Here is a 22,233-nt window from a genome sequence, read left to right as displayed (position 1 = left end):
CGTGCGCAGGGTCGTGAATTGAAAAACCGCGCCCGTTTGTGTGCGGGCGCGGTGTGATGCAGGCTTAGGCTTTCCAGGTGTACTTACCCGTTTTCCAGTACATCTGCGGACCGTTCGGGTTCGCCTCCCACCCCTGGACCTTGGCGGAAACCGCATCCACGAAGTCGTTGAACATGGGCACCATCACGCCGCCCTCTTCGTTCATCATGCGGCCCATCTTGGAGTAGATCTCTTTGCGCTTGCCTTCATCGATTTCGGCGCGGGCTTCGAGCAGCATTTCGTCGAATTCCGGGCGCTTCCAGCGGGTGTCGTTCCAATCCGCCGTCGATAGGTAGGCGGTGGTGTACATCTGGTCCTGTACCGGGCGACCGCCCCAGTAGGAGGCGCAGAAGGGTTGTACGTTCCAGACCTCGGACCAGTAGCCGTCGTTCGGTTCACGCTTGATTTCCAGCGGGATGCCCGCCGCCTGGCAGGATTGCTGGAACAGAGCCGCTGCATCGACTGCACCCGGGAAGGCGCCGTCTGCGGTGCGAAGGATGATGGGCGATCCGTCATGGCCGGACTTTTTGTAGTGCTCGGCCGCCTTTTCCAGATCGAATTCGCGCTGTGGGATCGTGTCGTCAAAGAGCGGGTAGGCCGCGTTGATCGGCATGTCGTTCCCGATCGAGCCGTAGCCCTGCAGGATCTTTTCGACCATTTCTTCGCGGTTGAGCGCGTGTTTCAGGGCGAGGCGCAGTTCGACTTCATCGAACGGTGCTGTGTCCACATGCATGATGAACACGTAGTGGCCGCGCCCTTGGGTCGACAGCACGTTCACAGTGGGTGCGCGATCCAGCAGCTTGGCGATCTTGGGTTCGACGCGGTTGATGGCATCGACCTGACCTGATTGCAGGGCTGCTGTCCGGGCCGTTGCATCGTTCAGCACGATGATTTCGACCGCATCGTAGTGTGCGACCTGGGTCTGGTCGCCGCCCCAGTAGTCCGCCTTGCGCGCAAAAGTCATGCGCACGCCGGGTTCGTCTGATTCCAGCGTGTAGGGGCCTGTGCCGATGGCGGCTGCCGGGTCGTCAAAGCCGCCGCCGGGCTGGATGATCAGGTGGTAGTCGGCCATCAGGTAAGGCAGGTCAGCATTGCCGACGCCCAGTGTCACTTCGAACACGTCGCCATCGGTGCGCATGCTTTCGATGCCTTGCACGATGCCAAGGGCGCCGGATTTCGATTCTTCGTTTGAGTGGCGCTCCATTGTTTTCAGCACGTCATCTGCGGTTACAGCTGCGCCGTTCGAGAACGAAATGCCGCTGCGGATCTTGAACCGCCAGACCGTGGCGTCGTCCGAGCCCTCCCAGCTTTCGGCCACGAGCCCCTTGAGGCTGCCATCTGCCACCAGCTCGACCAGGGGTTCCCCCCACAGGAAGCCACCTGCCAGCGGGACATCGGAGGCCCATGTGGCCGGGTCCTGGCTGTTGGTGGATTCACCGCCCTGAATACCCATCTTGAACGTGCCGCCCGCGACGGGTGCGGCCTTGGCTTCGGTGGCGAGCATGGAGGATGCGACAGCGGCAGTCACGCCAAGTGCTGCGGCCCGCGTCATAAATTCGCGTCGCGTCATCGTGCCTGCCGCCACCTTGGCGGACAGGTGTTCCAGTTCATGTGACATCGATTTCTCCCGGTTGGTCCCCTGCGCCTTTGTGGCGCGTTTCTTGTTTACGTCGTCAGCGTACCTATTTGATGACACCCCGCAAGGGGAAATCCGGGAATGTTTTCAGCAATGTGAGCGTTGGCGTTCACGGGACGCTACAGGTTACGCCGGGGAATGCGGTCGGTGATCGTGCGCTCATAGATGCAGATATCGTTCTCGAACGCTTGCATCTGTGCGCTGAGATGGAAGTGGGTGGCGTCGGACCACATGGCGCAGCTTGCTTCGGTGCGCAGGCGTATGTTGCCGCGCTCGATTTCGTCGGTCCAATGGCAGGTGCCCCTTGCCGAGAGCGGGTCATCGGGATGGATATCCCAGCGTTCGCGGGCGATGGAGCCCGTGATTAGGCCGTGGTCAAGGTCACGGACCTTGCCGAAGTCATCTTCGATGATCAGGGAGGTGATCCCGGTGACCATATCTGTTTCCTGACGGCGGGTATGCGCCTCGGGGCGGAGGTCTTCGGTTTGCCAGGGTGGGGCGGCGTCAGGCGGTGGGAAGGTGCAACTGTCTGACGGGGTCAGCGCATCAATGGACAGCGATCCGGCGCTGAGCGTCACAGTGGCGGTCTGTGGGGCGGGCCAGATCAGGGGCCAGTAGGCGGTCGAAAGTGACACGCGGATGCGGTGCCCCGCCGGGACGGTGTAGGCGATATGGTCCAGGTTCAGCCGGATTGCTTCGCGCTGTCCCGGGACCAAGGGCCTGCCCAGATGGTTGGCGAGGTTGAGAACGCCGTAGGTGATCCGTGTGGAGGCGCCATCGGGGTGCACGTGGTTCAGCCGCACCGCGATATGCGCAACGGGCTGATCGGCGCTGAGGTTCAGGCGTATGATTGGGGCACCGGTGATCGCGAGATCGGTTTCGAGCGGTGCGCTGTCAAACGTGGCGCTGAGTGCGTCGTCGCGCCGTTGATCGCCGGGCAGTTCGGGACCGAGCCAGATGGCACAGTATTCCCCCCCGTCTGCGCCTGTATCCTGAGGTGACGCGATATCCTGTCTGAGCGGGCCCTCGGCCGCATTGAGGCCCGTATCGGTCAGGTACCAAAGCTGTGTCTGGCTTTGCGGGTCTGCAAGCCAGCGTCCCGGGCGGTCAGTGTACCATGTGGCGGGGCGCACGCCGTCCATGAGATAGGTGCGCATGTCCGGGTCATCCTCGACACCGGTTTCAATGCTTTTCAGCCACCGATCCCACCAGCGCAGGGCTTCTTGCAGGAAACCGATGCGTGGCTCGGGCACTGCAAAATGCGGATACTTGTGAACCCATGGCCCGATGATCCCCTTGGCGCCGGGGATGTTGTCGACGATCTGCGGGACGGCGTTCTTGTAGGAGTCTCCCCAGCCGCCGATGGCCAGAACTTTGGCCTTGATCGTGTCGTAACTCTCGCAGACCGAGCCGTGCTTCCAATAGTCGTCCCGCGATTGGTGGCGCAGCCACGTGCTGGGCAGGAAGGGTTCGTTTTCCAACCGCTCCAGCCACATCTCGCGCCAGTCGGGCCGCAGGGCGGGGTCGGGGGCGCGGGAGGAATAGCTCCACATCGTGGCGCCCCAGCCCAGGTTTTCATTGAGCAGGCAGCCACCCTTGTAGTGAATGTCATCTGCAAAGCGGTCGACGGTCGAGCAGAGCGTGATGATCGCCTTGAGCGGTTCGGGCGTCATGGCTGCGACCTGCAAGCTGTTGAAGCCGCCCCAGCTGATCCCCATCATGCCGACATTGCCATTGCACCATGACTGATCCGCTGCCCACCTGATCACCTCAACCGCATCATCAAGCTCCTGCTTGGTGTATTCGTCTTGCATCAAACCGTGGCTGTCGCCATTGCCGCGCACGTCGACACGCAGGCAGGCATAGCCGCGCTGGGCGAAGTAAGGATGTGTGAGCGCGTCGCGGGCGCAGGTCCCGTCGCGCTTGCGGTAGGGCAGGTATTCAAGGATCACCGGCACCGGATCGTCCGTTGAATCTACGGGGCGCCACATCCGGGCGGACAAACGGGTGCCGTCGGTAAGAGTGATGCCCAGATCAGGCTGTTCTTCGATCTCGCGGAGCGCGTTCTTCATGGGCGCACCGTGGGCCGCGCCACGCAAAACTGTCAAGCGGGGCAAGGGGGGCAGCCCCCTGGCGCTGATGCGCTCACCCCCTGAGGTATTTCAGGTCAGAAGAAAGAGACTGTTCACCTCAATGAGGCTTTGAATATACAAGCGGTATAGGCAGAGGCTGCCGATGGCAGTGCCAGGAGAAAGGATGACCTTCCCTCATCTCTTTTCTGGCCGACAGTGCCTCGGGGGGGGGGCCGCAGGCCGTGGCAGAGCCCCCTAAACATGTCGTCGCGCAGCGGCCTTTGGGTCACGCCTTATATGCGATGAGCAGGTCCATGACATTCGTACCCGTAGGGCCGGTGATGACAAGTGCATCATGGTCTTTGAGCCAGGGATAGGCGTCGGCCCGTGCAAGCGCGTCGGCGCCGCTCTCTTCCCATGTGCTGCCATCGACAATCGCACCTGCCGCATCTGTGGGGCCATCGGTGCCATCCGTGCCCGCCACGAGGATCTGCAGCCCCTCCGTTCCGGCAATCTCGCGCGCAAGGGCAAGGCCAAGCGCCATGTTGCGTCCGCCGTGACCGGGCGCTGGCGGCAAATGTACCACTGGCTCGCCACCAAAGATGTGCAGGCCCGGCGCAGCACAGCGCAGTGTCCGGCCCAGATCTGGGGCAAGGTCAGCGACGTCGACATAGAGTGTTTCACTGTTTGTCCGCACCGGGACCGGGCTGGCGCCAGCCACTGCCTCCCGTGCGATGGCATTGCTGGCGATGATATGTGGTGCAAAGTCGAAGCTGGCCTGGGCGGGCGCATCCCCGATGCCGGAGCCAATGGTGGCGAGGCTGTCGCCTTCAACATCCGACAGTGCCAATGTTGTAACCCTTGCCCCGTTGAAGCGGGACAGCAGCTTGCCTCCCTTGATCCGAGACCGCGACGTACGGTGTGCATTCATCTCTCCGATCGGCGCGCCCGATGCGAGAAGCGATTGGGTTTCGGCTTTCAGTGCGTCGAGCGTCATATCGCCTTCTGGAACCTCGGCAAGCGAGGATGCCCCGCCCGAGACCAGCATGAGCAGGTGGCTGTCCTGCCCGCAGGACTGCACCGCATCTATCAGAGCCTGTCCCGCCGCAACGGATGCAGCATCCGGCACCGGATGGGCGGCTTCGATCACCTGCGCGTTGGCGGGCGCGTCTTTGGCATGGTCGTATTTCGTGACAATAAGGCAGGGGGCATCGGGCCATTTTCGCACGGCGGCCACTGCCATGGCTGCCGCTGCCTTGCCCACTGCGATGATCCTATCGGGTTTTTCGACATGACCGGAGGCAATCGCGCGATTGACCGCAGCCTCCCCACCGACGGCATTCACACCCGTATGCCAAAGGGCGAGAAGATCAGGGGGCTGGGGCATGGTGCGACCTCGTTTTGGCAAGAAGTGAGTCCGAATCAGCACAATATGTACCCGGAAACGCTGTAAATTGTGATCGATAGACAAAAAGACTCTAGCCCTAGAATCATGATTCGCTTATCACTGCGTCAGAACAAGTGGTCAGCACGGCGAATAATGCCGGCGGCGCGTTACATGAAGGAACCGCATTAAAGCGGTCGGGGCGAGAGTGGTGTTACCAAATGAAGGCGATTGATTTCGTCGTCCGCGATGGCGCGGGCGCATTGCAGCGTGGAGCCGTGCCTGTTGACAGCGGAACGACAGTTTCACTGACTAGCGGGCAGGAAGTTTCGTTCAACCTGCGGCAGATCGACCTTGCCGGTCAGCAACGCAATGGCGATGATCTGATCATCACTCTGGTGGACGGGCGCCAGATCATCCTCGAAAATTACTTCAATGATGTTGGCGATGCGAACCGGCTGTTCATTTCGGCGGATGGTTACCTAAACGAGGTCGCTTTTGTCGAAACCACCGATGGTGAGTTGTTTGCCCAGTTCGGGCCGACCGAGCAGTGGGGCAAGTGGAGCCCGTCGGATGATCTGATCTATCTCGGGCGTACGGAGGTGGCGCAGGCTGCCGCTGCAGCTGAAGAAGACGTATCTATGCTGGGCGCTGCCCTTCTTGGCGGTGGTGGTCTGCTGGGCGGCGGTGCAGCAGCTGCTGCAGTGATTGGCGGCGCTGCTGTCGTCGGCGGCGGTGGTATAGGCGGCGGAGGTGGTGGCGGCACAGCCACTTATGTCCCTGCCGACCCGTCTGTCGACAATGCAGGCGCATCCACGAATGTGGGTGGCGATGATACATCGACCCATCGTTTCACGGTCTCCGGCACGGGTGAGCCGGGCGACACGGTCGAAGTGACCGCTGGTGGGCAGGTTCAGACTGTCACCATTCTGGATGACGGCACATGGTCGGTTGAGTTTGTCGACGGCACGTTCCCGGCGGATGGGACCGTGGAGACATCGGCCTTGTTCGCCCATGCGGGTGGTGGATCAACCACCATTGCCGGCCCAGTCTTTGTCATCGACACGACCCCACCTGAGGTGGCCGTGACCGAAGGCGTCGATTCCGTTGGTCATATTGTCAATGGCACAGAGCTGTCGGGTGGTGTGACGCTTGAAGGCACTGGCGAGGCAGGTGCCACGGTCGCTGTCACGGTCGCTGGTGTGACGCGCACGGTCACGGTGGCTGATGATGGGACATGGCAGGCCACTTGGCAGCCCGGTACGATTGCCGAGGGCGAGTATTCAACCGATGTCACCATTGTGGCGACGGATGCCTTTGGCAACAGCACGACCGCAAGCGACATGTTGGTTGTCGACACCGTTGCTTCGGTCACCATGGAGACCGCCACAGTCGAGACGGATGGTGTGATCAACGCCTCTGAGGCATCGGACGGTGTTACCCTGACGGGTACAGCGCAGCCCGGATCGACGGTTGAGGTTATCTTTGGCAACGTGACGCGCAGTGCAACGGCGGATGCGGCTGGCAACTGGTCCGCGGTTTTTGTCGCCGCCGACGTTCCAGCGGGCGAGACGGAGGTCGCTGTTACTGCCGTTGCGACGGATACTGCCGGTAACAGTGCGACGGCCACCGGGTCCGTCACTGTCGATACGCTGGTCAATGCGCTTGGCTACACGTCTACCGCAGGTGGCGACGGTACAATCAACGCGGCCGAGGTAGCCTCGGGTTTGGTGGTCACGGGCGTTGTTGAGCCCGGTTCGTCAATTGTTGTGGTCCTGGGTGGTGTTTCGACGAACGCGGTTGTGTCTGCTGATGGCACATGGACGGCGAGTTTTGCGCTGGGGCAGGTGCCAAGCGGTACATACACCACAGACATGGTGGCGACCGCCACAGATGCGGCGGGAAACACGAGCAGCGTGACCCAGTCGGTCAACGTGGACACGCAGGCCAGCGTTCTAACCCTCAACGGTCCGGTTGAAGGCGACGACATCATCAACGGGGCCGAGGCCAGCGACGGCGTGGTTCTGTCCGGCACAGCCGATCCCGGGGCTTTGGTCAATGTCACCTTGCATGGTGTAACGCATCAGGCCGTGGCGGGTGCAAACGGTGTCTGGCAGGCCTTTTTCAGCGCGACCGAGGTGCAGCAAGGCACCTATGATGCGCAGATCACCGCAACCACGACGGATGCCGCCGGAAATACGGCGACGGTGACGGACACGGTGCATGTGGATACACGTGTCGACAACCTGTCGGTTGCGGCAGATCTGATCGAAGGCGACAATGTGATCTCGGGCGCCGAGCGCGCGGACGGGGTTATCGTGACCGGCACGTCTGAACCCGGATCGACAGTGATGGTCACCTTGGGCAGCCAGACAGTGCCGGCCATCGTGGATACGAACGGAAACTGGCAGGCGCCGTTCGCCGCCACGCAAATTCCCGAGGGTGAATATACGACCAGCGTTTCCGTCACTGCGACGGACCGCGCGGGCAACGTGGCGACCGTTTCAGACACCGTGCGAGTCGACACCCTGGTCAACCAACTGGACATTCAAGACACAGTGACTTCGGACAACGTCGTCAGCGGGGCCGAGGCACGCGAGGGTATCAACCTCGGTGGCCAGGTCGAACCCGGATCAACCGTGATGGTCGATTTCAACGGCACCGTTCTGGCCGCAACCGTGGATGCAGCAGGCAACTGGTCGCTGGATATTCCGCCGTCGGCCATTCCCAGCGGCGAATATGACGCGGCTATCACCGTCATGGCGACGGACGCGGTGGGCAACACCGAAACCCTGAGCGACACGGTACGCATCGACACCGAGGCGCCCGACGGCCCTGTCATCGCCAGCTTTACGCGGGATGCGGATGGTATCCGGGGTATCTCGACCGAGCAGAGCGATGGTGATCTGGCCGTCGCACAAGTCAATGCCGACGGGTCGGTCACGGATGTGGCGGCAACGCAAGTCGATATCGACGTGTTGGGAGAGACGAACTTCCAATTCCAGACCGATGTGCCGGATGGCTCGCACCTTGTGGTGAGCAGCGCGGATGCGGCGGGCAACACGGTCGGCACCTACGTGGTTCTGGACGATGAAAGCGCCAATTCCACCGTTGATCTGGGTAACCCTGCCTTGGGCAACTACCAGATCGAAGCGGTCGAGCTGCAATTCGCGGAAGAGGCCAACCTGACCATCACCGAAGCGCAGCTTCTGGGTCTGTCGGACAGCACAAACACGCTGACCATCCACGGCGGCAGCGATGATACGGTCACAATCGCGGGAGCCACGCGCACCGGTTCAACAACGGTTGATGGGCAGTCCTATGACGTCTACAGCCTCGGCACAGAGGGCACGATCATTCTGGACGACGACATCGCGGTCAACACGGGCGTCGTCTAGGGCACTGACAACACGAGATTTTCACTGGGCAAGAGCAACTACAAAAACAATCGAGCACACTCCAGAATGATATGAGGCGCGGACCGGGTTCCGTAACCGCGCCCACACAACCCAACGATAAAAACCCGAAACGGGACAGGACTATGGGGCAAGGTGGTATCAAGTTTGCGGCGCTTTTCGCCGCCGTCTCGCTGGCTGCGGGGTGTACGGGGGATTTGGGTGAGGTGCCCTTTGTGTCCCGGTTGAACACGGGTGCTGGGGACAACGCGGCCCCTGTGTCGCACGCGGCGTTGCGCGCGACGCCAACCAAACATGATGAGACACTGAACACCGAAAGCCCCGTGATCCAGGGTCTGCTGGCCCGTCAGTCTGTGCTGCCCGGCGGCAGCGCCTATGACACGGTTGCGACATCCGTACTCGCCGCCAACGCGCGTGCCGCTGAAACCGAATTGCGTGCTGCACGTTTGCGCGCCTCTGCCGCATCCAAGAACTGGTTGCCGACTGTCGGACCGCGTGTGTCTTTGAATTCACTTGGTGATGTCATCACGCAGATTGTTGTGGATCAGGTGATTTTCGACAATGGCCGTAAGAAAGGTGAACGCGCCTTTGCCAAGGCCGACGTTGAGGTGGCCGCTGTGGCGTTGGTCGAAGACACCAACGCGCGTGTTGCAACGGGTCTGGGCCTGTATCTGAACGCCGTTGAAGCGCGTGAAAGCGCTGCTGTCCACAGCGCGACCCTGCGTGAGATGGAGCATTTTGAATACATCATGTCCGAGCGTGTTCGGGGTGGTGTGTCGGACTTGTCCGACCTGAATGTGATCCGCCAGAAACTGGCAGAGATCCGGGCCGCCATTGCGGCCAGCGACGAAGCCGCGGCCACGGCCATTGCCGAGCTGAACGCCATGTCGATCCAGCCACTGGATGATGTGCGGGGGCTGGCGCCCTTGACCGTTGGGGGGACTGCCGCGCAGCCCCTTGCTGTCACGCGGGCAGAGGCCGAAAAAGAGCGCAGCATCGCGCAGGCACAGATTGATCGGGCCAGCCAATTGCCGGGCATCAGCGCGCAGGCCACGGTTGGAGAAAACAGTGGGGCGGGCATCACGGCGGGGGGCATGTCGCTAGGCCTTTGGACCGGCGCACGCCTGCGTGCGATCGAAGCCGCAAAGGAAGCGGCGGGTCGGCAGGTGGCGCAGGCCAATGAGGATGCGAACCGGGCTTTGCGACGGTTGGAGGGAGAGGTTGCTGCGACCGCCCGACAGGCCGGCGAGGCGCGCGGACTGACTGCGCTGGCCAAGACGAACCTGGATCTGTTCCAGGAACAATATCAGGCCGGGCAGCGGCAGGTCATGGACGTGGTGGGCGTCTATGAAAGCTTTGCCGCGCGCCAGGTGTCAGAAGTGCTGCTGAAATACGAAGCCATCAGGCTGCAGGTCGAACTGGCCCGCGTGCAGGGTGTGCTTGCCGATGGAGAGCAGATTTGACTGACAAGCAGCCCTTTACCCTTACCATCACAAATGGAAACCGCGCCCAGATCAAAGCGGCCCCGGTCAAGGAGGCCCCGCGTGCGGATAACACCAACCTGCTGACGGATCGGCTGAACGCACGGGCAGAGATGGCGGTTGCCTATGCCGGGTTGCTGGGCGTGTACTCGGCCCGGTCCGATGTGTTTGAAACGCTTATGTTGCAGGCGCAGGAGGGGACCAGCGACAAGGTTGAGGCCAGCGCTATTGCAACCTGTTTGCAAGGGGCGGGCTTGCGGGCGCAGGTGCAGTCTGTCGGTGCATTGACACCTGATCACTGGCCCGCGCTGGCCTATATGACGAGTGGTCAGGTGGTTTTGGTTGTAGGACAAGACCGGGATGATCTGATCATCTTTGACAAGACATGTCCGGACAATCGCGCCCATGTACCGTTGGCGGAGTTCTCTCCCTTTTTTGCGGGTTTTCTGGTCAAGGCCGAGGCGCCGCTTGAACATGTGGCCGAGGTGCACAAGACGTTCAGGGTGACGAGCCACTGGTTCTGGGGCCAGTTCCCGCGCTTTCGCAAGGCGCTGGCAGAGGTGGCGCTTGGGTCTTTCGTGGCCAACTTGTTGGCTGTCGCCGTCGCCTTGTTTTCCTTGCAGGTCTATGACCGGGTGATCCCGCACCAGTCCGAAGCGACGTTGTGGGTGCTGGCGGCAGGGGCCTGTCTGGCGCTTCTGCTTGAAGCGTTCATCAAGATTGCGCGGGCGCGTTTGATGGATGGGGCCGGGCGGCAGATCGAGCTGTCTGTACTGACCCTGCTGATGCGGCGTGTGATGGGCATGCGTTCTGATCTGCGTGGCCAGTCGCCGTCGATGACCTTTTCGGCGATGCGCGAGTTTGGCTCGGTGCGTGAGTTTTTTACCGCGTCGACGATTGGGACCATCGCGGACATTCCGTTCATCTTTGTGTTCCTGCTGTTGGTGGCCTCTATTGCGGGGCCTGTTGTGTGGGTGTTGATCCTTGGCGGGGTTCTGATGGTGGTGCCCGGGTTCTTCCTGCAAAAGCGGATGCTGCGGCTCACGCAAGAGACGCAGGGCGCGTCCGCCAAGTCCTCGCGCCTGCTGCACGAGGCCATCTTTGAGCGCGATACAGTCAAGACGCAGCGTGCCGAGGATCGGGTCATGCGGTTGTGGCAAGAACTGACGACGTTGAGCGCCATGAAATCGTCCGAGCAGCGGCGCTTGGCGTCGGTCTTGACGTTCTGGTCGCAGGGTATGCAGCAGATGACCTATGTCGCTGCGGTGATTGCGGGCACCTATCTGGTCTTTGCCGGGCAGTTCACCGTTGGGTCGATCATTGCCGTGGGTATTCTGACCTCGCGCACCTTGGCACCGCTGACGCAACTGGCGGGGACCATGGCGCGGTGGGGCAATGTGAAGGCGGCGCTGGATGGTCTGGATGCCATCGCCGAAGCACCGCAGGATGTAGACGAAAGCCGAACCTATCTGCGCCGGGACAGCCTGAAGGGGCATTTCGAACTGCGAGAGATGCAGTTTCAATACGAAGATGATGGCGCGCCAACGCTGGACATTCCGGTGGCGCAGATCATGCCCGGCCAGCGTGTTGCGATTATGGGGGCGAACGGGGCGGGCAAGTCATCGCTCTTGAAGCTGCTCTCGGGTGTCTACGCGCCCAGCAAGGGGCGGGTGCTGATCGACGGCACGGATATGGCCCAGATCGAGCCGCGTGACCTGCGGCGGTTGATTGGCTATCTGGGGCAAGATGTGCGCCTTTTCTCGGGCACGCTGCGGGACAACCTGAACCTGACGCTGTTGGAGCGGGACGATGACCGTCTCTATGCCGCGCTGGATTTCGCGGGGTTGGGGCCGTTTGTAAAGGGGCATCACAAGGGCTTGGACCTTGAGATACTCGATGGAGGGCAGGGCCTCAGCATCGGTCAGCGCCAATCCATCGGGTGGGCGCGTCTGTGGTTGCAGGACCCGGCCATTTGTCTGCTGGATGAACCGACTGCCGCGCTGGATCAGACGTTGGAAAGCACGCTGGTCAGCCGGCTGGAGACCTGGATGCAGGGCCGCACGTCCATCATCGCAACCCACCGGGTGCCGATCCTGTCGCTGACCAACCGCACGCTGATCCTGCAGAACGGACGTATGACCGTGGACGGCCCGCGGGATGAGGTACTGAGCCACATCGGCAAGACCGTACCACTGAAGGGCAAGATCGCATGAGCATCGCGCAGACCAACCTGAGCGCAGAGCTTGAGGCCGATATGCGCGGCCCGTCGCTGGTGGTGTGGCTGAGCGCAGGTGCGGTTCTTGTGTTCGTTTTATGGGCGGCTTTTGCGTGGGTGGACGAGATCGCGCGCGGCTCGGGCGAGATGATTTCATCCTCGCGCCCGCAGATCATTCAGAACCTTGAAGGCGGTATTCTTGCGGAACTGGCCGTGGCCGAGGGCGATATTGTCGAGCGTGGTGACGTGCTGGCACGGTTGCAAGGCACGCAGTTCCAATCACAGGCTGATGATCTGCAAGATCAGATCACCGCGCTGGCCGTCCGTCAGTTGCGGCTTGAGGCCGAGTTGGCGGGACAGTTCGACTTTGCTGTGCCCGGCGGGCTGGAACGGCAGATGCCGGGGCTTGTCGCCTCGGAACGGTCGCTGTTGAACGCCCGTCAGACCGATTTCCTGAGCCGTCGGGAGGGGGCGCAGCGGGTTCTGGATCAGGCGGCGAAGGAGCGGGCACTGCTGGAAGACCTGCTTGAGCGCAAGATCGTGGCGCTGATCGAAGTGACGCGCGCGCGCAAGGCGCACGCGGATGCCCGGATCAAGCTGGACGAGATCATCACCCAGACTGAGCTGGAACGTGCGCGGGCCTATTCCGACACGTTGAAAGAGCTGGGGACGCTGCGCCAGACCTACAAGTCAGCGCAGGATCAGTTGAACCGAACCGTTTTGGTCAGCCCGATGCGCGGGATCGTGAATAATCTGAGCGTCACCACCATCGGCGGCGTCGTGCGTCCGGGTGAGGAAATCCTGCAGATCATTCCGCTGGACGAAGAGCTGTTTGTCGAGGCGCGGGTGTCACCCAAGGACATCGCGGGCGTGCGTCCAGGGCAAGAGGCAAGTGTGAAGCTGAGCGCCTATGACTACACCATCTATGGGGCGTTGAAGGGCGAGGTGAAGCTGATCTCGGCCGATACGTTTAAGGACGAGCGCAAGCCGGATGGCGATCCGCACTACAAGGTGACGGTGCGGGTGGATATGTCGGCGCTGACGGAGTGGCAGAAATCTGTGTCTATCCGTCCGGGCATGCAGGCGGAGGTCGAGTTGCACACCGGGTCGAAGACGGTGCTGCAGTATTTGATGAAGCCACTGTATAAGTCGCGTGAGGCGTTTCGGGAGCCTTAGGGTTGGGTGCGGTTAGAGACCATCCTCGCCATCAGACGGATCGCAATAGATGACTGGAGTTCTTATTCTTTTTCTTTAACAGGATGTTTCGATTCTGCGGATTAAACGTAAATAATACATCCGCGTGAACACGGTATCGAAGATCTTAAAGCTTATGAACGCTATGGGTACAGCATAAAGAAATACAAGCGCGCCATCTCTTTGCCAAAGAAAAATCAGCAAAACGGGACTGCTTAGTAGGAAAAGGTAGCCAAAGAAAATTATCAAGGCCGCGACGGTGGGCCGATCTGAAACAGCAGCCCTGTTTGCCGCTAGTTTTAAGTTGATATCCTTTTTTTGAGCTCGAACCTGCAAATAACTGAAACACTCGGTTACGGTCCACTTTTTGCACTGCATATCCAATGGCAGACAAACGCAAAACAGGTGTTCGACATCGCTTGTAATCCGACCCATTGTAAACTCGCCAAATCTAATGTTGGCAAGATCGTCATAGGTCAAATCTGCAGGGGGCTTACCAGAGGATTTTGCAACCGCAGAAATCCACTGTGGGTCTCGCTTTTTCAACGAAGCAAGCAGCTCACCTTTTAACAAGTCACAGTTCATGCGCTAAGACTACCGGCGTCAAACCCAAAAGCCCACTGATTTGATATTCAGAACGTTCACTGTTCTTCTGTCCTCAGTCGAACCATTGTTGTCTTGGCCGGCACTGGAAACCAATGCTCTTACAAATAAGATTCTAAAGGAAATAAAGACTGAAATTCAGTTTCACCCCGCGTACAAGGTGATGTCAAACTAGCTAGAGCTAGTATCCAGCCAAATTGTCACTGGCCCGTCGTTCGTAAATTTCACTGACATCTCTGCGCCGAACTGTCCTGTCTCCGTCTTAACCCCAAGATCGCGCAGCGCGTGTGCAAATTGCAGGTAGAGCGTTTCGGCCTCGTCGGGTTTGGCTGCCCCTGAAAATCCGGGGCGGTTGCCGCGTGACGTGTCTGCCGCCAGTGTGAATTGGCTCACCACCAACGCGCTGCCGCCCGTTTGCAGGATCGACAGGTTCATCTTGCCTGCGTCGTCCTTGAACAACCGCAGCTTGGACACCTTCGCCGCAAGCGCCTTGGCCGTGTCATAGGTGTCGCCGGGCATGGCGCAGACGAGGATCAGGAGGCCCGGGCCGCATTGGCCAACCGTTTCCCCTTCCACAGTGACAGAGGCTTCGGTCACGCGTTGCAAAAGCGCCCTCATGCCTTCCACTCCATAACATCGCTCACATCGGCACGATCTGTGCGGAAGCCGTTGGCGGGGTGGTCCGGGTCGGCATAGCCGAAGGAGATGGCGCAGAGGATCTGGCGGTCTTCGGGAATGTTGAAATGGTTGCGGACAAAGGGGGCTTGGGCGGCAATGGCGGCTTGCGGGATCGACGCAACGCCCAAAGCCTGTGCAGCAAGGCAAAACGCCGTGACAAAGCCACCCGTATCCATCGCGCCGTAAGGGCCCAGCACCTTGGGGCTGGTCACGATGGCGACGTGCGGCGCGCCGAACAGGCGGTAATTCTCCATCATCTGACGAGCAGAGGCGGCGCGGTCCCCCTTTTCGATCCCGACCGCATCATAAAGCTGGAAGCCACAGGCGCGGCGGCGGTCGCCGTAGACATCAGGGTATCCCTCGGGCCAGGGCATGTCGGGGGCCGGGGCGGTTGTGCTGGCGGCGGAATAGAGCGCGTTGCGGAACCGGTCTGTTTCTTCTCCCGACGTGACAATCAACTGCCACGGCTGCGCGTTGCACCAGCTTGGCACCTTTTGTGCCGCAGAGACGATCCGGGCAACTGTGTCTTGCGGCACCGGGTCTGCCAGAAAGGCGCGGCAGGAAAAGCGGGCCGACATAATGTCGGTCAGGGTATCGTATTGGGTCATTGCTGGAGGGCCACCAATGCGCCAACAGCTGCCGCCAGGATCAGGCCAACGACCACGGCAAGAGCGATCTTGCCCGCCGACCACGGCCGTTCGCCCTGCACCCGGCCCGTGCGGCCGTTGACGACAAAGCGGTAGGTTTCGCCGCGATACTTGTAAGCGGCCAGCCAGACCGGCAGCAGGATATGCTTGAAGGTGATTGCCCCCAGTTTCGTGTCAATGGAATGGATGCGCTGACGGTCGCCGCCGATGTCAAACTTTACATCCCGGGCGATGACCCGATCCATACGCGCGCGCGCCTCTTCAAATCCTTCCTCCAACTCGATGGCGTAGCCTTCAGCACGGAACCCGGCCAGAAACTCGGGCGCATAGGGCTCAAGCGCGCTGAGGTCCCATGGCTCAAGCGCATCAGTGAAGCGTTTGGGCAGGGATTTGGAAGCCAGCACCAGCACGTCATCGAAGAAGCGTGCAACCTTGCCCCGTGTGCGCCGCCAGCGCACCTTGGCGACGCGCACCTGTTGGCGCTTGCCATCACGCATGACTGTTTTGGTTTCGTAGTAGACGGTACCGCGCTCGCCAGTATAGGCGCTGCGCGTGTCAGCGTCGAAGGTCCAGTAGGGCACATAGATACCCTGCATCGCGCGGCCTTTGCGGGCGTATTCCTGCAGCCCGTTTGGGGCAAACCACAGCCCGCCTAGCCAGTCGGTCATGGCTTTGCGCGCCTGTGCTTCAGTTATGGCGAAGGGCAGAACGCCGCGTGGTTTGATATGGCGATGTGCCCCGGTGTCTGTGACCACCGGTGTGGCGCAGAACGGGCATTCGGTGGCGTGAATGTCGGCGTTGAATTCGACCTGTGCCGCGCAGTTTGGGCAGGTTGAGACGCGTGTTTCTTCGATTTCTGCGGCGGGCAATTCAGCGCGCAATGCCGCGCGATAGTCCAGCTCTGCAATGGGTGCGATTGCCCGTGGGGTCTCGCTGTCCATGTACGCGGTGTTGCCGCAATGGTCGCAGACAAGCTGTCCGGTACCCGGATCAAAGCGGAAGTCTGCGCCACAATTATCGCAGGGAAAGCGGTGGTCGGCGAGGCCGGCGGGACCGCTTTGGTCTTGAATATCGGTCATAGCAGTTTGTGCATGGATTTTGGTGTCATTCGGCGCAACGCCCCATCGCCAAGCGCCGTGTGTCGCCAGAGGTGAAATATGGCGTGCAGAGAAGAGGCTGACATGAGGTAGAAATAGATGTCGGACAAGGACGGGCCTGACCATGAGCCGCCAAGCTGCGACCACGCGGTCAGTGCGGCCACGATGCCGAGCGCTGCGTACATAGCGCGGCTGAGCCATGGATGTGCGCGGCGCAGCGCCCCTTCGAGTTTCGGGCCGGGATTATTCATCAACCCTTGGCTTAGGGCCAGTAGACACATGGTCAGACCCGACAGAACAAAGGCCCATGCAATGACTGGTATCGGCCCGCCTGCCACCAGTAGGATCAGCAACACCAAAGTGAGCCAGTGAAGCGCAATCGTGGCCTTTCGGCGCATGTCTGTTCCCTCAAGTGGAACGGTGTGTGGGCGGTGCCATCAACCGTTCGGTGTTCTACGGCCAACGTACCGCTGCCTGATCAGGAACGCTACATGGAAGCAGTGTCCTCACAGTGAAAGTTGACGCGGAACCTTTGCGATAGTGGACCTGAGCCCCCGACTTACGGTTGGTCGACAAGGTTTGACCATCTGCGTGCGTAGGCGGCGTGGTCATTGGACGGAGATACGGCGGGTTCTGTCTGTGGGGCCTCGGTTCGGCCAGTGGCTATACGTGCCAACAGGGCAGCCCCTTCGCTGGTGCCTGTTGTACTGGTCATGGCGTGCACGGTTGTGCCCATCGCCGATGCGAGCATTTTGAGGTAGGTGGTGTTTCGTGCAAACGGGCCTTCGACGAACACCGGCCCCTTGTGCCCGATCAGCGTGAGGCATCGCGAAGTGACCAGCGCGAGGTAGAAGCTGACACATGCGGTGCGGAGGCCTGTGCCGGGCGAAGGCTCTGCGCCAATCCAGCGGGCCGACATGCCCTGGAACGGGCCGGTATCGGAAACAGCGGCAGGCAGAAGCATCGGGCGATCGTTCAGTGCGGTTGCTATGTCGTTGTCGTTTGGCTCGACGCCATGGCTCCGCATCAGTAGGTCGTGTTCGCGCCCGCCCATAAAGCGAGCCGATGGCACCGGATCGCCAAAGGCGTTCACATTGACCAGCGTGTCCTTGGTGGGGTCGAGAGTAACCGCGCCCCCACCTATGGCCATGCAGATCACCCAGGTGCCGGTTGAGACAACGCTGAACGGTGGGGTCCGCGCCACCAGATGAGCCAGAAGTGAGGCGTTGGAATCGTGGATGCCGCAATAGACGGGTGTGTCCAAGGGCAGGCCGGTTTGTTGCGCGATGTCGGGCAGGAGCGGTCCCAACACCGCGTCCGGTTTGAGGGTTGGCGCGAGTTGCCCTTCGATCCCAAGCTGCGCGACTAGGGACGATGGCTGTCCTTTGAACGGGTTCCACAAATCGGTGTGGCACCCCAGCGAAGTGACATCAGTCGCCGCAACGCCCGTCAGTCGATAGCCCCAATACTGTGGATAGGTCACGATGTGGCGTGTGCGTGCCTCGAGCCCCCGATCGCTCTCAAACTGCCAGAGCAATTGCGCTCCGATGTTCAGTCCCCCGGCCAACCGAGGGGCACCTGTTTCCGCAAAAGAGGGGCGGATTGCCATGTATGCCTTGTCCAAAGCGTCAGGTCCGGTGTGTTCGTAGTCAAGGATTGGAGCGGCGAGCTGGCCGTCGTGTCCAATCAGGGCGATAGCTGCGCCGTGGGTTGTTATCGAGATCGCGTCAACGCGGTGCATCGCGTGGAACCTTGCAAGGCCATTGAGCAGAAAGCTCCAGTGCCCATCCACGTCGAAATGCGGCCAGGGCGGCTCTGGGATCACCTTGTTCGCGCGCATCACCACGGCGCGTTCTTTGAGGGTGTCGAGGTCGACAAGGGCCAGCTTGGCATTGGTCTTGCCGATGTCGATGACGGCAACGTGGCTCATGGCATATGAAACACGGGTGTCAGGGGCACTGCGACCGGTGCGTTGTCAGGATGCGTGTCCATGATGTCGGCCATAAAAGACCACCGTCGCTGCATGATCTCATGAGTGGGTAAGGTATCCATGTCGTGATCCTCCGTGCGCCAGAGAACGCCGAAGAGATAGTGCGTCTCTTCATCCAGATGGATCGAGTAGTCCGAGACCCCAGCCTGTTTCAGCAGGGCGACCAGTTCCGGCCAGATCGCGTCATGTCTTTTGATGTACTCATCGCGGCAGTCGGTGTTCAGGCGCATTCTGAAGGCGTATTTCTCCATTCACCCCTCCATTTTTGCCAGAGCCGCGGCAGCGCGATGACAGAGATCAGCAACGCACCGATCACGATGGACATCACGATCCCCGGCACGTTCAGCAGGCCCAGTCCAAAGGTCACCAGCCCCATGACAAAGGCCGCGATCACCACACCGACAATGGAACCCGACCCGCCAAGGATACTGACGCCGCCCAGCACGACCATGGTGACAATCTCAAGCTCCCACCCGAAGGCGATGGAGGGACGGGTCGAGTCAAGGCGGGAGGTCAGGCAGATCGCGGCGATGCCAGACATCAGGCCGGTCAGCAGGAACAGAATGAATTTTACGCGGGCGACGCGAATGCCCGAAAACAGCGCGCCGGTCGGGTTGTTCCCAATGGCATAGACAGCCCGCCCGAAATTCGTTTTGTGTAGCAGGATGGCGTGGATCACGGCGAGGATGGCGAACAGCACAAATTCAAAAGAGATCACCCAGAACACATAGCCTTGCCCAAAAAAGGCGAAGTCGGATGGGTAGCCACGATAAGCTTGATCGCCCAACACGATATAGCTGATGCCGCGAAACAGGCTCATCGTGCCGATGGTCACAACGATGGAGGGCAAGCCCATCACCGTCACAAGAAAACCGTTGAAGGCCCCGCAAATCAGACCGATGCCAAGCCCGATCAGCACAAGGCCCGGTGTGTCGACCCCGAACTGAACGGCGGCCCCCATGGCGGTTGACGCCAGCGCAATGATCGACGCGACGCTTAGATCAATCTCTCCCGAGATGATCAACAGCGCCATGGCAAAGGCGATCATTGCCTTTTCGGTGAAGTTGAAGGTCGCGTCGCTGAGGTTCCAGGCGTTTAGAAAATAGGGGGAGGCAAAACTGTTGGCGACGAACACCGCGACGGCTACAAGGATCAGCAGGCTTTCCCAGCTTTTCAGGTGCCTTTCGAGCGGCGATTGCAGCCGGTCTGGTATAACGCGTGTTCTGTCGGTCATGTGGCATGCTCGGCGCGTTTCAGGATGATGCGCCCCTTTTCCCGGTTGGCCTGCGCATTGAGTGCAACCGCGATGATGATTGCGCCGCCCGAGATGGCGAGTTGCCAGAAAGGCGAAATATCGACGACCGGCAATGCGTTTTTGATGACTCCAAGGAATAGAGCGCCCAGCATGGCCCCCATCACGGTTCCGATCCCGCCCATGATCGCAACGCCGCCGATCACACAGGCGGCGACAACATCCAGTTCGAACCCGCCCGCAAGATCGACATAGGCCACCGCGTAGCGCGACACCCAAAGATAGCCGGTCAGCCCCGCAAGCGCGCCAGATACGGTGAAGGCCCAGAACTGCGTCCGCCCGACATCGATGCCTGCATAGGTCGCTGCATGGGGATTGCCTCCCGCAGCATAGAATGCCCGACCGAGTGTAGTGCGTGCCATGACGATGGAAAACAGAAGGACGGCGAGGATTGCGATCCAGCTCATAGTGGGCAGGCCGAGGAAGGCAGTGCGAGTGAACGCCTTGAATCCTTCGCCAATCTCGTGACTGTTCACCCATTTGCCGTCGGAAATCACGAAGATTAGGCCGCGGAAAATCGTCATCGTCCCAAGTGTCACGACGATGGGCGGGATAGCGAGTTTCCAGACAAGGATGCCGTTCACCATACCCAGCACCGCCCCCAGCGAAATGGCGATTGCGATGATGATCGGAACGGGCAGGCCGGGCATGGCGACGTTGAGCATGGCCACGACCATCCCCGTTAGGGCGAGGTTGGCGGCAACGCTCAGGTCGATGCACTTGGTCAGGATGACGATCATTTGCCCGATTGCCAGAAGGATCAGCGGGGATGTGTCATTGAACACATTGCCGAGGTTCTGTGGCGTCACAAAGCCGGGGAACCGGGCGGAGATGACTGCGAGCAACAGAATGATCGCCGCAGCCAACAGCGCTTCGCGCGAGGTGAGCAGACGTTTCAGCATGTGGGCCTCCCCTTGATCCCGGCGGCATGGCGCACCAGCGTTTCGGGAGTCATGTCATCGGCGCCAAGTTCGGCAGCCATCCGCCCTTCGCGCATGACGATCACGCGATCCGACATGCCGAGAACTTCGGGAATCTCGGAGCTGACAATGATGACGGCAAGCCCTTGGGCGGCCAGTTCAGCCATGAAGGCGTGCACCGCCGCCTTGGACCCGATGTCGATCCCCTTGGTGGGTTCGTCCAGAATGATGACCTTGGGCTGCGTGGCGAGCCACTTGGCGATCACGACCTTTTGCTGGTTGCCGCCGGATAGGTTGCCCACCGGCGTGTCCAGCGATGCTGCGCGCAGGTCAAGCCGTTCGATGTATTCGCGGGCGAGCTTGAACTCTTCGGCCAGGCGCAGGAACCCCGAGCGGGATGTGCGCCCCAGAGAGGGCAGAGTGACGTTCTGGAAAATAGGCAGGGCGCCGATGGCCCCCTGTCTGCCGCGATCCTCGGGAACATAGACAATGCCGTTGGCAACCGCATCGGCGGGTGAGCGGATGCTGACGGATGCCCCATCGATGGTGGCCGTTCCGCCAGAGCGGCGGGTGATCCCGAACAGCGCCTGCATGAATTCAGACCGTCCGGCCCCCACAAGGCCATAGAACCCAAGGATTTCACCACGGTGTAGATCAAAGGTGATGTCGGCGAATTCTGTCGGGTGCGTGTAGTCTTTCACCGCGAGAACTTCTTTACCCACCTGAGGTGTGCGTGTCGGGAAAATCTGGCTGACGTCCCGACCCACCATCATCTTGACCAGTTCGGCCTCGGTGACGGTGCTGATCTCTCCCTCCCCAACGAGTTCGCCGTCGCGGAAAACCGTGTAGCGATCCGCGATGCGGAAAATCTCATCAAATTTGTGACTGATGAACAGAATGGCCTTGCCCTGTGCCTTGAGCGTTTCGACAAGCGTGTACAGCTCTTCGATTTCGTTCTGGCTGAGGGCAGCGGTGGGTTCATCCATGATCACAACGCGGGCGTCGATGGACAGGGCGCGCGCGATGGCCACAAGGTGCTTGTTGGCGATGCCGAGGTCCTTGAGCTTGTGCGTCGGATCAATCGCCGCGCCAATGCCGCGCAGGATGTCAGCCGCCTGGTCCACCATAGCGGCGGTGTCGATCAGGCCGAACCGGCCGCGCGGCGCATGGCCGAGGAAGATGTTTTCCGCCACCGACAACTCGTCAAACAGAACGGTTTCCTGATGAATGGCGGTGACGCCTGCGGCCCCGGCGGCTTGCGGCGTCGGAAAAGCGATGGGTGTACCATCGAGAGTGATCGTGCCCCCGTCGGGCTGGTAGATGCCTGTCAGAATCTTGACCAACGTCGACTTACCCGCGCCGTTTTCGCCGACGAGGGCTGTCACCTGACCCGGATAGAGTTGCAGCGACACCTCGGACAGCGCTTTGACCACCGGAAACAGCTTGGTGACGCTGTTCAGTGCGATGACCGGAACGGCGGTGTCGTCAGACTGACCGGAAAGATCGGTTTCTGATTGCATCAGCATCGGGTCTTGGTTCCGCCGGAAAA

The 22,233-nt window shown here is 60.7% G+C and carries 17 protein-coding genes; 4 read left to right on the top strand and 13 right to left on the bottom strand.

Going from position 1 to position 22,233, the window contains the following annotated elements; all coding sequences use genetic code 11:
• Positions 1–64 precede the first annotated feature (64 nt).
• The 3 genes from AC6RA8_RS00545 to AC6RA8_RS00535 all read right to left on the bottom strand — a co-directional run bounded on the left by AC6RA8_RS00545 (position 65) and on the right by AC6RA8_RS00535 (position 5,134).
• Positions 65–1,657 (bottom strand): ABC transporter substrate-binding protein, encoded by a 1,593-nt coding sequence (locus tag AC6RA8_RS00545; protein WP_500350172.1) that lies wholly within the window; start codon positions 1,655–1,657, stop codon positions 65–67.
• A gap of 137 nt (positions 1,658–1,794) precedes the next feature.
• Complete coding sequence (locus tag AC6RA8_RS00540; protein WP_500350171.1) at positions 1,795–3,747, bottom strand: CocE/NonD family hydrolase; 1,953 nt, start codon at positions 3,745–3,747, stop codon at positions 1,795–1,797.
• Positions 3,748–4,033: 286 nt separating this feature from the next.
• Entirely contained in the window at positions 4,034–5,134 is a 1,101-nt protein-coding gene (locus AC6RA8_RS00535) for a DUF4147 domain-containing protein (RefSeq protein WP_500350170.1), read from the bottom strand.
• A gap of 218 nt (positions 5,135–5,352) precedes the next feature.
• Between AC6RA8_RS00535 and AC6RA8_RS00530 the strand changes: the two genes are divergently transcribed.
• The 4 genes from AC6RA8_RS00530 to AC6RA8_RS00515 all read left to right on the top strand — a co-directional run bounded on the left by AC6RA8_RS00530 (position 5,353) and on the right by AC6RA8_RS00515 (position 13,419).
• Complete coding sequence (locus tag AC6RA8_RS00530) at positions 5,353–8,529, top strand: Ig-like domain-containing protein (RefSeq protein WP_500350169.1); 3,177 nt, start codon at positions 5,353–5,355, stop codon at positions 8,527–8,529.
• 143 nt (positions 8,530–8,672) lie between these two features.
• Positions 8,673–10,010 carry a TolC family protein gene (locus tag AC6RA8_RS00525; RefSeq protein WP_500350168.1) on the top strand — a complete coding sequence of 446 codons (1,338 nt, stop codon included), beginning with the start codon at positions 8,673–8,675 and terminating at the stop codon, positions 10,008–10,010.
• A complete protein-coding gene (locus tag AC6RA8_RS00520; protein ID WP_500350167.1) occupies positions 10,007–12,241 on the top strand; it encodes an ATP-binding cassette domain-containing protein in 2,235 nt (744 codons plus the stop codon). Before AC6RA8_RS00525 ends, AC6RA8_RS00520 begins: the two co-directional genes overlap by 4 nt.
• On the top strand, positions 12,238–13,419 hold the full coding sequence (locus AC6RA8_RS00515; RefSeq protein ID WP_500350166.1) for an HlyD family type I secretion periplasmic adaptor subunit: 1,182 nt from the start codon (positions 12,238–12,240) through the stop codon (positions 13,417–13,419). The genes AC6RA8_RS00520 and AC6RA8_RS00515 overlap by 4 nt, the downstream gene beginning before the upstream one ends.
• Positions 13,420–13,494: 75 nt before the next feature.
• Here AC6RA8_RS00515 and AC6RA8_RS00510 read toward each other — a convergent pair whose 3' ends face one another.
• The 10 genes from AC6RA8_RS00510 to AC6RA8_RS00465 all read right to left on the bottom strand — a co-directional run bounded on the left by AC6RA8_RS00510 (position 13,495) and on the right by AC6RA8_RS00465 (position 22,210).
• Positions 13,495–14,022: a hypothetical protein gene (locus AC6RA8_RS00510; RefSeq protein ID WP_500350165.1), complete on the bottom strand. Its 528-nt coding sequence runs from the start codon at positions 14,020–14,022 to the stop codon at positions 13,495–13,497.
• A gap of 189 nt (positions 14,023–14,211) precedes the next feature.
• Complete coding sequence (gene dtd, locus AC6RA8_RS00505) at positions 14,212–14,658, bottom strand: D-aminoacyl-tRNA deacylase (protein WP_500350164.1); 447 nt, start codon at positions 14,656–14,658, stop codon at positions 14,212–14,214.
• A complete protein-coding gene (locus AC6RA8_RS00500; protein WP_500350163.1) occupies positions 14,655–15,326 on the bottom strand; it encodes a nitroreductase in 672 nt (223 codons plus the stop codon). The genes dtd and AC6RA8_RS00500 overlap by 4 nt, the downstream gene beginning before the upstream one ends.
• Positions 15,323–16,444, bottom strand: coding sequence for a TFIIB-type zinc ribbon-containing protein (locus AC6RA8_RS00495; protein WP_500350162.1), 1,122 nt, complete (start codon positions 16,442–16,444; stop codon positions 15,323–15,325). Before AC6RA8_RS00495 ends, AC6RA8_RS00500 begins: the two co-directional genes overlap by 4 nt.
• Positions 16,441–16,860: a hypothetical protein gene (locus AC6RA8_RS00490; protein ID WP_500350161.1), complete on the bottom strand. Its 420-nt coding sequence runs from the start codon at positions 16,858–16,860 to the stop codon at positions 16,441–16,443. The genes AC6RA8_RS00495 and AC6RA8_RS00490 overlap by 4 nt, the downstream gene beginning before the upstream one ends.
• Before the next feature lie 161 nt (positions 16,861–17,021).
• A complete protein-coding gene (locus tag AC6RA8_RS00485; RefSeq protein WP_500350160.1) occupies positions 17,022–18,392 on the bottom strand; it encodes an FGGY-family carbohydrate kinase in 1,371 nt (456 codons plus the stop codon).
• Complete coding sequence (gene rhaM / locus AC6RA8_RS00480; RefSeq protein WP_500350159.1) at positions 18,389–18,703, bottom strand: L-rhamnose mutarotase; 315 nt, start codon at positions 18,701–18,703, stop codon at positions 18,389–18,391. Before rhaM ends, AC6RA8_RS00485 begins: the two co-directional genes overlap by 4 nt.
• Entirely contained in the window at positions 18,673–19,686 is a 1,014-nt protein-coding gene (locus AC6RA8_RS00475; RefSeq protein WP_500350158.1) for an ABC transporter permease, read from the bottom strand. Before AC6RA8_RS00475 ends, rhaM begins: the two co-directional genes overlap by 31 nt.
• Complete coding sequence (locus AC6RA8_RS00470; RefSeq protein WP_500350157.1) at positions 19,683–20,666, bottom strand: ABC transporter permease; 984 nt, start codon at positions 20,664–20,666, stop codon at positions 19,683–19,685. The genes AC6RA8_RS00475 and AC6RA8_RS00470 overlap by 4 nt, the downstream gene beginning before the upstream one ends.
• On the bottom strand, positions 20,660–22,210 hold the full coding sequence (locus AC6RA8_RS00465; protein WP_500350156.1) for a sugar ABC transporter ATP-binding protein: 1,551 nt from the start codon (positions 22,208–22,210) through the stop codon (positions 20,660–20,662). The genes AC6RA8_RS00470 and AC6RA8_RS00465 overlap by 7 nt, the downstream gene beginning before the upstream one ends.
• Between the last annotated feature and the right edge of the window lie 23 nt (positions 22,211–22,233).

The organism is Tateyamaria sp., from assembly GCF_059783535.1.
The sequence above is the reverse complement of the archived record's forward strand: the minus strand, read 5'-3'. Positions and strand labels throughout refer to the sequence as shown.